This window comes from Thalassolituus sp. (assembly GCF_034111725.1).
Taxonomy (GTDB): domain Bacteria; phylum Pseudomonadota; class Gammaproteobacteria; order Pseudomonadales; family Oceanobacteraceae; genus Thalassolituus.
In genome coordinates, this window is record NZ_JAWUWR010000010.1 from 1 (window position 1) to 14,068 (window position 14,068).

Annotated in this window: 11 protein-coding genes, 1 tRNA gene and 1 pseudogene; 11 read left to right on the plus strand and 2 right to left on the minus strand. The window is 45.8% G+C overall.

Annotation, left to right across the window (positions count from 1 at the left end; translation table 11 throughout):
* The 11 genes and pseudogenes from ppnK to UXZ23_RS01530 form a co-directional block, all read left to right on the plus strand.
* Positions 1 to 572 (plus strand): annotated as a pseudogene (gene ppnK / locus UXZ23_RS01480) (NAD(+) kinase); the annotation flags it as partial.
* A gap of 2 nt (positions 573 to 574) precedes the next feature.
* Positions 575 to 1,531 (plus strand): metallophosphoesterase, encoded by a 957-nt coding sequence (locus tag UXZ23_RS01485; RefSeq protein ID WP_320818886.1) that lies wholly within the window; start codon positions 575 to 577, stop codon positions 1,529 to 1,531.
* Complete coding sequence (locus tag UXZ23_RS01490) at positions 1,531 to 2,373, plus strand: rhomboid family intramembrane serine protease (protein ID WP_320818887.1); 843 nt, start codon at positions 1,531 to 1,533, stop codon at positions 2,371 to 2,373. Before UXZ23_RS01485 ends, UXZ23_RS01490 begins: the two co-directional genes overlap by 1 nt.
* Positions 2,363 to 2,608, plus strand: coding sequence for a YeaC family protein (locus UXZ23_RS01495; RefSeq protein ID WP_320818888.1), 246 nt, complete (start codon positions 2,363 to 2,365; stop codon positions 2,606 to 2,608). Before UXZ23_RS01490 ends, UXZ23_RS01495 begins: the two co-directional genes overlap by 11 nt.
* A gap of 25 nt (positions 2,609 to 2,633) precedes the next feature.
* Positions 2,634 to 3,455 carry a DUF2797 domain-containing protein gene (locus UXZ23_RS01500; RefSeq protein ID WP_320818889.1) on the plus strand — a complete coding sequence of 274 codons (822 nt, stop codon included), beginning with the start codon at positions 2,634 to 2,636 and terminating at the stop codon, positions 3,453 to 3,455.
* 19 nt (positions 3,456 to 3,474) lie between these two features.
* Positions 3,475 to 6,102, plus strand: a complete 2,628-nt coding sequence (pepN, locus tag UXZ23_RS01505; protein WP_320818890.1) for an aminopeptidase N — start codon at positions 3,475 to 3,477, stop codon at positions 6,100 to 6,102.
* 96 nt (positions 6,103 to 6,198) lie between these two features.
* Positions 6,199 to 7,581, plus strand: a complete 1,383-nt coding sequence (locus UXZ23_RS01510) for a DUF1329 domain-containing protein (protein ID WP_320818891.1) — start codon at positions 6,199 to 6,201, stop codon at positions 7,579 to 7,581.
* 237 nt (positions 7,582 to 7,818) lie between these two features.
* The gene (locus UXZ23_RS01515; protein ID WP_320818892.1) at positions 7,819 to 9,036 is read left to right on the plus strand and encodes a WD40/YVTN/BNR-like repeat-containing protein; all 1,218 of its coding nucleotides are present in this window, start codon (positions 7,819 to 7,821) and stop codon (positions 9,034 to 9,036) included.
* Positions 9,037 to 9,038: 2 nt separating this feature from the next.
* Positions 9,039 to 11,522 (plus strand): efflux RND transporter permease subunit, encoded by a 2,484-nt coding sequence (locus UXZ23_RS01520; protein ID WP_320818893.1) that lies wholly within the window; start codon positions 9,039 to 9,041, stop codon positions 11,520 to 11,522.
* A 104-nt stretch (positions 11,523 to 11,626) separates the two neighbouring features.
* Positions 11,627 to 12,484, plus strand: coding sequence for a hypothetical protein (locus UXZ23_RS01525; RefSeq protein WP_320818894.1), 858 nt, complete (start codon positions 11,627 to 11,629; stop codon positions 12,482 to 12,484).
* Positions 12,485 to 12,499: 15 nt separating this feature from the next.
* On the plus strand, positions 12,500 to 13,552 hold the full coding sequence (locus UXZ23_RS01530; RefSeq protein WP_320818895.1) for an AraC family transcriptional regulator: 1,053 nt from the start codon (positions 12,500 to 12,502) through the stop codon (positions 13,550 to 13,552).
* Here the strand turns inward: UXZ23_RS01530 and UXZ23_RS01535 are convergent.
* Both UXZ23_RS01535 and UXZ23_RS01540 read right to left on the minus strand, forming a co-directional pair.
* Positions 13,516 to 13,680 carry a hypothetical protein gene (locus tag UXZ23_RS01535; RefSeq protein ID WP_320818896.1) on the minus strand — a complete coding sequence of 55 codons (165 nt, stop codon included), beginning with the start codon at positions 13,678 to 13,680 and terminating at the stop codon, positions 13,516 to 13,518. The genes UXZ23_RS01530 and UXZ23_RS01535 overlap by 37 nt on opposite strands.
* A gap of 261 nt (positions 13,681 to 13,941) precedes the next feature.
* Positions 13,942 to 14,018, minus strand: a tRNA-Asp gene (locus UXZ23_RS01540).
* Positions 14,019 to 14,068 lie beyond the last annotated feature (50 nt).

The following is a 14,068-nucleotide window of genomic DNA, read 5'->3' on the forward strand; positions in this document are numbered from 1 at the left end:
CGGATGAAGGTATGTGTGACGCGGTGCAAGCCGTGCTGGATGGCGAATACATCGAAGAGCGTCGCTTTTTGCTTGATGCAGAGATTAAGCGCGATGGTAACCCAATCGGTTCAGCTGCGGCATTGAATGATGTCGTTCTGCATCCAGGTAAATCAGCACGTATGATCGCCTTCGATTTGTACATCGAGGGGCAATTTGTTTACAACTTGCGCTCTGATGGCTTAATTGTATCTACGCCAACAGGATCTACGGCATACTCACTTTCTGGTGGCGGCCCTATCATGCATCCGCGTTTAGATGCTCTGGTTTTAGTCCCGATGTTTCCACATACCTTATCCAGTCGCCCAATAGTGGTTGACGGTAAGAGTGAAATTAAAATTGTGGTGGATGCCAGCCAAGGTCTTTATCCAACCGTCAGTTGCGACGGCCAAAGTCATATTCCATGTGCTCCGGGTGATAGCATTACCATTCGGAAAAAGTCGCACAAACTGAAATTGATTCATCCTAAAGGGCATAATTTCTACGAAATCTGCCGAACCAAGTTGGGCTGGAGTAGTAATCTCGGAGATTGAGTATGCACCAAGGCTACGATTTGATTGGTGATATTCACGGCTGTGGACATACGCTGATCGAGTTATTGGAACAGATGGGTTACAGCAAGCGCAATGGTGTCTATCAGCATCCTAAGCGTAAAGTTGTTTTTGTCGGGGATATTGTCGATCGCGGTCCCAACATTCGGCTCGCCTGTCATGTTGTGCGCGACATGGTTGATAATGGGCATGCTCATATTGTTATGGGGAATCACGAATACAATGTCGTGACCTATTGCACCGAAGCACCGCCGGGCATGCGACAACCTTTCTTGCGTGAACATACCAAGCGCAATGACTTTATGGTTGAGCAAACACTGGAACAATTCGCTAATCATCCGCAAGAGTTCAACGAATTCTTAGATTGGTTTATCGACCTGCCTTTGTTTTTGGAGTTCGATCATTTTCGCGTGGTCCATGCCTGTTGGGACCAAACTATGATTGACGAATACATTGCGCGTTATGGTGGTAACCAACTAACCCGTGACATGTTGCCGGAGTCGATTAATACCAACTCTTTTATCTATCGCTTTCTTGATCGAATGCTGCGCGGCACCTCATTGAAATTGCCGGATGGACGCACCATGACAGCAAAAGATGGTATGAAGCGTCAGTTTTTCCGCACCAAATTTTGGGCCGATCAACCCGAGCGCTACAACGAAGTTGTTTTTCAGCCGGATCCAATTCCAGAAGACCTGCAGCATGCTCTACTCAGTGAAGACGAGAAAAAGCAATTGTTGTACTACGGTCCTGAGGAAAAACCCTTGTTTATTGGCCACTATTGGATGGCGGGTTTACCGGCCCCTATTGTACCAAACATAGCTTGCATAGATTACAGCGCAGTGAAATATGGACGCTTAGTTGCCTACCGCATGGATACTGAACATCATCTGCAGAAGAACAAATTCACGTGGGTCCGAGTGGAAAAAAGCGAGCGCTAATGGAACCTTTGCTGATATTGAAAGCGCCACTAGGTATTGACTTAAGTCCAGTGACACAGCGTTTGTGGGCCGACAAAATCGGACATAGGGTTATTGAAATTGAGGGGGAGCAATGTTTGTTTATTGCTGATCCTAGGCAATTTCCACTCGTGAAAGGTTTTATCGATGATTGGCATAATGGCGTTCCTGTTGCCGAGCCAAAAGAATCGGTTAGCGTTGGCGTCTTTGCCGGTGTAATGTCAGCAGTGCAAACCCCAGTAACACTGGCCTTGGTCATACTATTACCACTCATTTATTTAGCGATGCAGTTTTCGCCTTTTTGGTATGAATGGGTTTCTGCCGGAAAAGTTCTCTGGCCAGAGCAGCGCTATGCGCTAGCCAGTTATTTCGATATGGGTGTTTGGTCGTTGTGGCGTCCGACCTTATTGCATTTCAGTTTGTTACACTTACTTAATAATACATTTTGGTGCTGGGTTTTAGGTCGCGCTTTAGAAAAACGTGGCGAGTGGCTCGCCTTGGTAGCGCTAATTGCTGTCTGTGGATTAACCGGTAATATTTTGCAATGGTGGTACCAAGGGCCGGCATTTGGCGGGATTTCTGGCGTTGTATTCGGCCTTGTCGGCTGGGTTGGTTTGCGTCAGCGTCGGTACCAAATAGCATATGGCATTCCTCCAGCGCTGATGACTGTGATGGTTGTTATCATGGCAGTCACTATTGCCGCTGAAACAATCGAACCGGGTCTAACTGGAATAGCTAATGGTGGCCATTTAGGCGGTTTATTAGCAGGTTTAATGTTGGGTTGGCTTTGGCCGGTCAAAAAACGAGGTAAACATGACACTTGAACAATTAATTAAAGCACTGACTCCAGAAGTGTACGAAAATTTAAAAAATGCTGTCGCAACAGGTAAGTGGCCCGACGGCAGGCTGTTAGTTGAAGGCCAGCGTGAGTTATGTATGGAAGCCATTATGCACTATGAAGTGACTCACAATGTGCCGGAAGACCAGCGTGTCGGTTATATGGAAAGCCAGTGCAAATCCTCAAAAGACGATGATACGCAAACGTTGACGCTGCAATGATGCCAGCGCATTAAGGTAAAACACGATGGAAATTACAGGGCACCTAAACAAAATGCGGGTGCAGCCGGGTGAGCCGTTAACTTATCAAATGGTTTTAGATGAGCACCTTGTCGATCTTAATCAGTATTTAGGCAAAGCAATTAGCATCGCTTGGAGTGGAGCTATTAAGTGTTGTTATTGCAGTCGTAGTACCAACAAGAGTTTCAATCAGGGATATTGCTACCCATGCTTTACTAAATTAGCGCAATGCGATTCCTGCATGATGAGTCCTGAAAAATGTCATTTTCATTTGGGCACTTGTCGAGAGCCGCAATGGGCCGAAAAAATATGTTTTAACGATCATATTGTTTACCTTGCTAACTCTAGCGGCATTAAAGTTGGCATTACGCGTATGAAAAATATGCCATCGCGCTGGTTAGATCAGGGGGCCTCGCAGGCATTACCGATTGCTCGGGTAGCGAATAGACGTTTATCTGGATTAATTGAAGATACCTTACGTAAACAAGTGGCCGATAAAACCAGTTGGCAGGCAATGCTGAAAAGTGAAGCGCCTGCGGCTGATTTAGAAGCCACGCGCGATGTCTTGCGTGAGCAGTTTTGTGAAGAGTTAGCAGCTATTGAATTAGAAGCTGGGCCGGGTTCCGTCAGCTGGTTAGGTAGTGAAACAGTAAGACAGTTTAACTACCCCGTACTGCAGTATCCAACTAAGGTCGTCAGTCACAACCTTGATAAAACTCCTGTCGCTACTGGAGTGTTATTGGGGATAAAAGGTCAGTATTTAATGTTAGATACTGGTGTGATTAATTTACGCAAATATACGTCTTACGCCGTTACTTTTAGTGCTTGAGACAAACATCGAGGTCGATATGCGAGACGCACAGCCAAAAGCCATTCAACTCAGTGATTATCGTGCACCGAACTACCAAGTCGAGACGACCCATCTACGTTTCGAGTTATTTAATGACTACACCATAGTGCACAGTACGTTAGAGCTTGTACGCCACCAAGCTGATGCGATCTCTTTGCACCTTGATGGTCAAGAATTGGAACTTATTTCAATAGAATTGGATGGCCAGCCTTTGGCGGCAGACCGTTATGTATTGGGCGAAGAGTCAATGGAGATTCATGGCTTGGGTGAGCGCCATACCTTAGCTGTCGTTACTCGTATATATCCAGCTAAAAATACCGCGCTCGAAGGTTTGTATCGCTCTGGCGGCATGTACTGCACTCAGTGTGAAGCCGAAGGTTTTCGTCGTATTACCTATTATCCAGACCGTCCTGATGTGATGTCGGTCTTTACCACCGAAATTATTGCTGACGCTGAGCAATTTCCCGTTTTGCTATCGAATGGTAATCCCGTTAGTGAAACTGTCAGCGATGGTAAGCGTCATGCCGTATGGTTAGACCCACACAAAAAACCGGCGTATTTGTTTGCGCTGGTGGCGGGTGACTTAAAAGTAAAAGAAGATCGCTTTACCACCATGAGTGGTCGTGGTGTGGTGCTTAAAATTTTTGTTGAACCGCAAAATATTGATAAAACCGATTATGCTATCGATGCATTACAACGTTCAATGCGTTGGGATGAAGAAGTTTATGGCCGCGAATACGATTTAGATATTTTTATGATCGTAGCCGTCGATGATTTCAATATGGGCGCGATGGAAAATAAAGGGCTTAATGTTTTTAACTCATCATGTGTATTGGCAAATCCTGCAACGGCCACCGATGCGGCTTATCAACGTATAGAATCCATTGTTGCTCATGAGTACTTTCACAACTGGTCGGGCAACCGTGTGACCTGCCGTGATTGGTTTCAATTGAGTTTGAAAGAAGGCTTTACCGTTTTCCGTGACGCCGGTTTTTCTGCCGATATGAATTCCGCCACCGTCAAACGGGTGGAAGATGCAAAAATCATGCGTACGGTGCAATTCGCTGAAGATGGCGGCCCTATGGCGCATCCTGTGCAACCTGATGCTTATATCGAAATCTCCAATTTTTATACGGTTACGATTTACGAAAAAGGCTGTGAAGTAGTGGGGATGCTGCACAAAATTTTAGGTGCAGAGCAATTCCGTAAAGGTTCAGATTTGTATTTTGATCGCCATGATGGTCAGGCAGTCACTATCAATGAATTCGTTAGTGCGATGCAAGATGCGAGTGGTATTGACTTAACCTTATTCAAACGTTGGTACAAACAAGCGGGAACACCGGTTGTATGTGCGACGACGGAATATAACGCGGAAGCGCAAACACTAAGTTTGACTTTGCGACAGCACACCCCTGATACGCCCAAACAAACGAACAAGTTGCCAGTTTGGATTCCAGTTCAGCTGGGTTTGCTTGACGCGAACGGCAATGACATGGCGATTCAAGTCGAACCGGCAGCTGTTTGGTCGCCCGAAAGCCAAGTGTTGCACTTCAAAGAAGCTGAACAAACGTTTGTCTTTAGCAGCGTAACCACTGAGCCAGTTGTTTCGTTATTCCGCGATTTTTCAGCTCCGGTGAAAGTGCAGTTTGATCAAAATCCGACCGATCTTTTGTTCTTACTAAAGCACGATAGTGACGGTTTTAATCGTTGGGATGCTGGCCAGCGTTTAATGTTGCATTGGATTGAGCAAGCCGCGGCGACGTCTGAATTTGCATTAGCGCTAACAGAACGCGAAGCATTGGCCTTATTGTTAGCCGATACCGATTTGGATGCGGCAATGGTGGCTTACTTACTCACCTTGCCGTCTGAAGCCTATATTTCTGAATTTAGTGATGTGGTTGATCCTCAGCGTATTCACACTGCGCGTGAAGCGGTTTGCCAAGCAATTGCCGTCGATTTGAGTGCAGAATTTAAGGACTGCTACTTAAGATTATGCAGTTCAGATGAATATGCACCTATTCCGGCTCAAATGACCGCTCGCGCATTGAAGAATTTAGCGTTAAGTTACTGGGCGCGAGTGACTGATGCCGGTTTAGAGCAGGCGCAACAACAATTTGCTGCGGCCGATAATATGACAGATCAAATGGCAGCGCTTATCGTTATGGTCAATAGCGGTAACGAGGCGGTAGCGGCTCCAGCTTTGATGTCCTTCTATCAGCATTGGCAAACAGATCCATTGGTGGTAAATCAATGGCTAAGTTCGCAGGCTGGATCATCGGCAATGGGCACGGTTGAACACGTTAAGAATTTATTAGCACATCCAGCATTTGATTGGCGTAACCCGAATAAAGTGCGGTCAGTGATCAGCATTTTTGCCAATCAATCATTAGTTAACTTCCATCGAGAAGATGGGGCTGGCTATGCGTTGTTAGCGGATGCTGTTATACGTTTAAATAGCAGTAATCCACAAATCGCTTCACGATTGTTGACTCCGTTAACAAAATGGCAGCGACTTGTGCCAACTCTTTCACAGTTGATGAAAGCCGAATTGCAACGCATTATGCATCAGGGCAATCTATCTAAAGACGTATACGAAGTGGTAAGTAAGAGTCTTGGTACGGCTTAGTGTGAATGCAGTAAGAAGAAGCACAACCATTTATGGGTAGTTCAGTGGTTCCCTTGCAGAGAAGCATGATGATTCTCTCGGGTTTTGAGGTTGTAAATGAATAAGAAAAAATGGATAGCAGCGGGAGCACTGGTATTGATGTTTTCCGCATCGAGTGTATTTGCGGCTGTATCAGTGCAGCAGGCGGAGCGCCTGAAGGAAGATCTGACGCCAGTGGGTGGAGAGCGTCTGGGGAATGGTAAGGATATTCCCCCATGGCGCGGAGGTTTATCTCTGCCGCCCTTGGGCTACACCAAAGCTGGGCAACATCATGTTGATCCATTCCCCGGTGATAAGCCATTATTTACGATTAATACAAAGAACGCATCTCAATACCGTGCGTATTTGAGTGATGGCCAAATGGCTATGTTCGATGTTTACCCCGACACCTTTAAAATACCGGTATATAAGACGCGTAGAACTGCTGCTGCGCCTGAATGGGTATATGAAAACACTTATAAAAATGCGGTACGCAGTGAATTAGCGAATGATGGCTCATCGCTGTTGTACGCATACGGTGGTATTCCGTTTCCTGTCATTGATCCCGACGATAAAGAAGCTGGTTTAAAAGCTATCTGGAATCACATTACGCGCTGGCGCGGCACATACTTGCAGCTTCGAGCTTCCGAAGTTGCGGTACAAGTTGATGGTAATTTCTCCCCAACGACCGTGCAGCAAGAAGTAGAATTTAACTACTATCGCCAAGATCGTACGATTGAAGATCTGAACAACATCTTGTTCTACTACTTATCGGTGACGAAAGCACCTGCGCGTTTAGCAGGTGGTGCGGTATTAGTTCATGAATCTTTAAACCAAGCGGATGAGCCTCGCCAAGCTTGGGGCTATAACGCGGGTCAACGTCGCGTACGTCGCGCACCAAACCTAGCGTACGATACGCCAATTGCGGCGGCGGATGGTTTGCGTTACGCCGATGACACCGATATGTTCAACGGTTCGCCGGATCGTTTTGATTGGAAGTTGTTGGGTAAAAAAGAATTATTTATTCCCTACAACAACTATCGTCTTAGCTCGAACGAACGGAGCTACAACGACATCCTACGTCCTGGTCACATTAATCCAGAGTACACGCGTTATGAAAAACATCGCGTTTGGGTATTAGAAGCTACACAGAAATCAGGTGTTCGCCACGTTTATAGCAAGCGTCGCTTTTACATAGATGAAGATACTTGGGGAATAGTGCTAGCTGATCAGTACGACAACCAAGGCGATTTATGGCGTGTATCGACGGCGTACATGAAAACTTACTATGAGCTACCTGTCACGTGGACGACGCTTGATGTGTTTCATGATTTGAAAGCTCGCCGATACCATGTTCAAGGATTGTCAAACGAAGAAATGGGCGAGATAGACTATAGTAGTCCACCGCCAGGTGAGCGCTATTTCACGCCAGCCGAGTTAAGGCGGCGCGGAAGACGCTAAGATTAAAGCCGTAAAACGGACGCAGTGTGAATTTCGTCCGTTTTGCTTTTTAGGATTACGTCTATTCTTATAGGTAAGTCAGCTTTCATTGTTTGATCCCGAAATTCATGAAAAGTACTGCTGAGCGGAACCTTACAGAAATTTGCCTTACATTCTGTAACAACGGGACGTTAGTCAAGATCAGGCCAGTTAGATAGACTAGCCACAGCCGACATTACTATAAAAACGGGGTCTGATATGTTTTTTAATTTGGTTAAGCCAAAAGGATGTGCAAATGGGGATGCGCGCCTGACTGGTTTATCCCGCGTTATTGCACTATGCACTATGGTGCTTGCCGCCGATATGACGCAGGCAGAGTGGAAAGATCCGCTCGAATCGCCTGCTTTACAAACCATGCGTGCACACGAGTCGTTGTTGTTAGACGTCACCCGTGCGGGTAATCGTCTGGTTAGTGTTGGTTCATACGGACACATTGTATTCTCGGATGATAATGGTATGAGCTGGCGTCAAAGTGATGTGCCGGTATCGGTAACATTAACAGCTGTACATTTTTCTGGTGATCGCTACGGGTGGGCTGTAGGACATGACGGTGTGATATTACACAGTAGTGATGCAGGTCGTAGCTGGGAAAAGCAATTCGATGGTTTCACTGCAAATGATGCCATTGTCCGCGTAGCAAAAGCGAATTTAGCGAAAGCGGAAGATGCATTAGTTGCGGCCTCCGATTCTGGTAATGATTTACGCATTGAAAACGCAGAGATGGCGGAAGAAGCCGCCAGCTTTGCAGTTCAAGATGCTGAGTATGATCAAAATACAGGGTCAACGAAGCCATTCCTCGATGTTTGGTTCTACGATGCCAATCGCGGGTTTGCGGTTGGTGCTTACGGCATGTTTTTTCAAACTTTAGATGGTGGTAAAAATTGGGAAGACGTTTCTTCGCGCTTACCAAATCCAGATAGATTACATCTAAATGCGATTACGAGTGTTGGTCCGACGTCTCTGGCAGTTGTAGGCGAAATGGGCCTTATCGTTCGTTCGGATGATCTAGGACAAACTTGGGTAACTCAAGATTCGCCCTACGATGGCTCATTGTTTGGCATAGTCGACAGCGGTGACTTGCAGCTCTTGTTTGGTTTGCGGGGTCATGTTTTTCGCTCAATTGATGATGGCATTACTTGGGTTGAGCTAACGACGGGTAGCGAGCAAACATTATTAGGCGGCGTCGTTGGCAACGGCGAAGCATTGCTGGTGGGAAATGCTGGTTCTGTTGTGGTACTTAATGAAAAATTAACGTCGCCGCGTTCAATTATTCTTGGCGGCCGTAAGGCATCGTCTTCTGTGGTCGAAACTAATGATGGCCACTTTATTATTGTTGGGGAGGCCGGTGTGAAGATCTTAGATGCGTCGGGAGAACTGATGGATCTCAATATCAGCATGGCAACCGGAGAAGAGTGATCATGAAGGACAAAAAGAGTCATTACTCAACGGTTCCTGAGCATTATATTTTATCGCCTGAATCCGAACCTTGGTTAGAGCGTGTTGTTTTTAATAATCGCGGCATGGTTATGCTGCTATTAGCCATCATTACCATGGTGTTTGCTTATGGTTTAAGCAAAGTAACGCTTGATGCCAGTATCGAAAAGTATATCCCGCTTAATCATAGTTATATTCAAAACTATCTTGTCCATAAAGACGAGATGAAGAGTGGTGTAGCCAACGTAAAAATTGCCGTTGAAGTTCAAAACGGTGATGTTTTTACAGCCGAATATATGGAAAAACTGAGCAAGATCAGTGATGAAATCTTTTTCATTAAAGGTGTCGATCGCTCGGGCATGCAATCGCTATGGACGCCTAACGTGCGTTGGATGGAAGTAACTGAAGAAGGTTTCCAAGGCGGTCCTGTTATTCCAAGTACTTATGATGGCAGTAAAGAAAGTCTCGAAGTCGTGCGTCAAAACGTATTGAAATCAGGACAAGTAGGTCGTTTGGTTTCAAATGACTTCCGTTCTTCAATTATCGACGTGCCCTTGATTGAATATGATCCAGAAACCGGCGAAAAGCTAAGTTATGGTCAGTTTTCGCACGATTTAGAAGAAAAAATTCGAACTCAGTTTAGTGACGATCAATACAAAATCTACATTACCGGCATGCCTAAAAAGTTAGGTGACTTACTTGATGGCGCTAAGTCCATTGGTGTTTTCTTCCTAATGGCCATGATCATGACAGCGATTCTGTTGTATCTGTATTCGCGCTGTCCTAAAGGCACTATTGTTCCTATCGTTGCTTCGTTGATAGCGGTGGTATGGCAATTAGGATCGTTGGCATTGGCTGGCTTCACTGTCGACTTATATTCGGTATTGGTTCCGTTCTTAGTCTTTGCGATTGGCATCAGTCATGGCGTGCAAATTATTAACGGTATTGCCATTGAATCAGGTAAAGGTGCATCCCCCGTTCAAGCGGCTCGCCAAGCGTTCCGTGGTCTTTACGTACCGGGGATGTTGGCATTGTTAAGTGATGCGATTGGTTTCTTAACACTGCTATTTATTGATATTGGTGTTATCCAGGAGCTAGCGATCGCGGCGAGCGTTGGCGTTGCCATGATTATTGTGACTAACTTAGTGTTGTTGCCGATTGTTATGTCTTACATCGGTATTAGTCGTTCCGGTGTTGAGCATGCGCGTAAGTCGGATGCTAATCCTGCGGCGATCTGGCGTGGACTTTCGATGTTTGCTAATCGGAAAGTCGCACCAATACCAATTGTCATCGCAATTGTTATGGCTATTTCTGGTTACTATTACAGTCAGGGATTAAAAATCGGCGATTTGGACAAAGGTGCGCCTGAGTTACGTGCGGATTCGCGCTATAACTTAGACAATGCCTTTATGGTATCGAATTATTCCACCAGTGCAGACGTCTTTGTAGTGATGGTCGAAACCGCTCGTGAGCATTGCAATAGCTTCAAAGTAATGGACGCTGTTGATCGCTTTATGTGGTACATGGACAACGTTGAAGGTGTGCAATCAACTACATCCTTAGTAACGGTTTCTAAGTTAGTTACTAAAGCGATGAACGAAGGCAACCTAAACTGGTCGGCGTTATCTCGTAACCAAACGATTTTGAACACTTCTATTCAACGCGCACCGGCGGGACTGTTGAACCCTGATTGCTCGATGGCGCCTGTGATTGTGTATCTTAACGATCATAAGGCAGAAACTTTGGAAACCGCGGTTGCTGCGGTTGAAAAATTCAAAGAGCAATTTGATGATAAAGTTGATGAAAAGTATTTCGGATATGGCATGGCTGAAGTTGATGCTGCTATCGCCAATGGTGAAATCGATTCTGCGCCTATTCGTTTTCAATTAGCGTCTGGTAATGCGGGTATTGAAGCCGCAACAAACCAAGTCATTGCTGATGCGCAAAATACCATGTTGATTTTCGTTTACGTGGTCGTATTTGTTCTCTGCTTTATGACGTTCCGCTCACTTACGGCAGTAGCTTGCATCCTAATTCCATTGGCTTTGACGTCGATTTTAAGTCAGGCGCTGATGACGTATTTGGATATAGGTGTGAAGGTAGCAACCCTGCCAGTGATTGCACTAGGTGTTGGCATTGGTGTGGATTACGGGATTTATATCTATAACCGTTTAGAAGTAATGATCGTTGCTGGTAAAACCATGCAAGAAGCCTTCTTCGAAACATTACGCTCAACCGGTAAAGCTGTATCCTTTACGGGTATTACTTTAGCGATTGGTGTTGCAACTTGGATTGCCTCGCCGATTAAGTTCCAAGCCGACATGGGTATTTTGTTGACCTTTATGTTCTTGTGGAACATGTTAGGTTCTTTGATTCTGCTACCGGCTTTGGCAAGCTTTATTTTACGTCCTGAACGTATGAAAGCACGTCACAAGGCTCGTCATGGGGATACTCCGCCAGCGGGTTAATGACGTTGGCGATAGCCTCCGTTACACTAAAGCCCCAGCCATGCTGGGGCTTTTTTATTATGGCTATTAAATTAGTGCTCTACCCAACACAATTAGGAGTGTGAATGAAAAGTTCATTAGGTCTTGAAGCGAAGCTTCCGGTATTCGATTTACTCAAAGAAGCTATCGTCCTGCTTTGGGCAAAACGCAATATTGTGATCCCTATGTTTTTGCCGGTAATTTTTGTTTTGGCGACCATCGACTTCATTAGTGAAATTTATCTCTCTCCAGCTGCTGCGGATGATGCCCAAGTTGTAGAAGTAGACTCTATGGTGGAAGCGGGTCAGTCGATGAAGCAATTGGGTATGAGCCTTATCGCTATGCTCTTTAGTATTTTAATGGCCACAGCAGCACACCGTTTTACTTTACTACCCCGAGACCAGTGGTATACCAACGGTTTACATGGTTGGGGAAAAAATGAATGGCGCTACTTAGGGCGCGCTGTCGTGATCGGCTTTATTGCAGGTATAGCGGCGTTGGTGCCGTTTTTCATTGGCGCTGCTAGCGGATCTCAGCAAGGAATCGTTGTAGGGGGAACGATTGGAGTGTTAATCGCTATGTATTTGTTTGGTCGTCTTTCAATCACTTTGCCAGAAGTGGCGATTGGTAAGCAGGGCGATTTAAAACGTGCATGGGCGTTAAGCCAAGGAAACGGTACGCGTATGGTGATCGTTGTATTATTAATACCAATCGCCATGATCATTCCTGCTGGCATTCTGTATTGGTTTGAGTCGCATTTGGCGACGTATTTTGCCTTACTGGTTGTGTATGTTGGTAGCTTAATATCGGTAACTATTTTGTCGTTGAGTTACCAATTCCTAATCGATTTCTATGAGCCAGAAGCACTAGCCTCAGAAGCGCCTAGCGAAAAGCTTGAACCGTTAGCTGAGAAAGAAGGCGAGTCAGGTCGTTTTGACGCTTAACGTGAGATTAATATTGTGAAGCTAGGAGATGTCTCTGTCGCCTTCGTTGAACTCATGTGCTTGGCGATGAGTCGCTTGGGTCATGATGCAACACCTGTGTTGCAGCAATTTCAGTTAGATGATTTGAAACTCGCGTCACCAGATGCGCGTATTAGCATTCCACGTTTCATGCGTCTCGGGCACGCCTGTATTGAACGCTCAGATAAACCTTGGCTCGGTTTAGAAATGGGCCGCCACACCAAAGCTCCGCACCTAGGGTTGGCAGGCTTACTTGCTATGAGCGCACCGAATCTACGCGCCTCTTGTCATGCTTTAGCGACATATGAATTACTGTCGAGTTTCAATGCGCGTGGTCGTTCGCAATTTAAACTTGAACAAGGTTGCGGTGTCGCCAGTTTCTATTCGGTGAGCCCTTACAATGGCTACAACCTATTCGTCGTAGATTCTGTTTTGTGTGGTTGGTATCACTTTATTCAGTGGGTCACCGGTCGCACTGATTTGGTGAAGCGTATTGAGTTTGAATTCTCGGCGCCGAGCTACGTTGATGAATATCAAGGTTATTTTCAATGTCCGATACATTTTGATGCACCACGCAACGCTATTGTGCTTCACGAGTGGGCATTGGAAATACTCTCCCTTCATGCTTGTGCATCAACCTACGAAGCGCTGCGACGCAGTGCTGAACGTGAGTTAGAACGTGTTCGTTTGGGGTTAAGTTACCGTGAGACAGTCGCTCGTGCTATTGGACCATTATTGGATGGCAATACACCAACTCTAGAACAAGTGGCTCATCGCCTAAACACTGCACCATGGACGTTAAGGCGTCGATTGAGTGCAGAAGGGCACAGCTTTCAAGAAGTACTGAATACGACCCGCCGAGATTTGGCGGTAAGTTACGTAAGGGATACTACGCTGACCCTAGGGGAAATAGCATTTCTGCTTGGATTTGGATCAGCGACTGCTTTTCAGAGAGCGTTTAAACGGTGGACCGGCGAAGCGCCAGGTCGGTTCCGTGAAGAAAAACGCCGGAGTTACATTTCTACTGCGTCATCAACATCGTCTTCATAATCGTCGATGGTGATATCTAGCAGCTCTTCAATATAGTCAGACATAACTGCCTCCTTATTTTTTAGTTTTAGTTGATCTTGCATTTCTTGACTAGCATCAGTCGTGCCAGCTTCCGTAAGGATAGACACTAACGAGTGTAAGACAAGATTTTAGTCTAAGAGTTTCCACACTTATATTCTCAAACGGTAGTGAGAATAGAATTTTGGTATGACAGTTATGTGACAGGAGTGCGAATTATTGATTGCGATGCGGAGGCTTTAAAAGGGGTCATCAAAAACAAAGGGTATAAAAGGGGATCTATAAAAAGATGGCGGACGACTGGGCGGCATCCCGTGGGACTCGCTGTGATCATCAAAAACAAAGGGTATAAAAGGGGATCTATAAAAAGATGGCGGACTGGACGGGACTCGAACCCGCGACCCCCGGCGTGACAGGCCGGTATTCTAACCAACGGCACTACCAGTCCGCCTTGTCGACGCGTTACCTGCATCAAAAGGTTTGGGGGGTGATGACGGG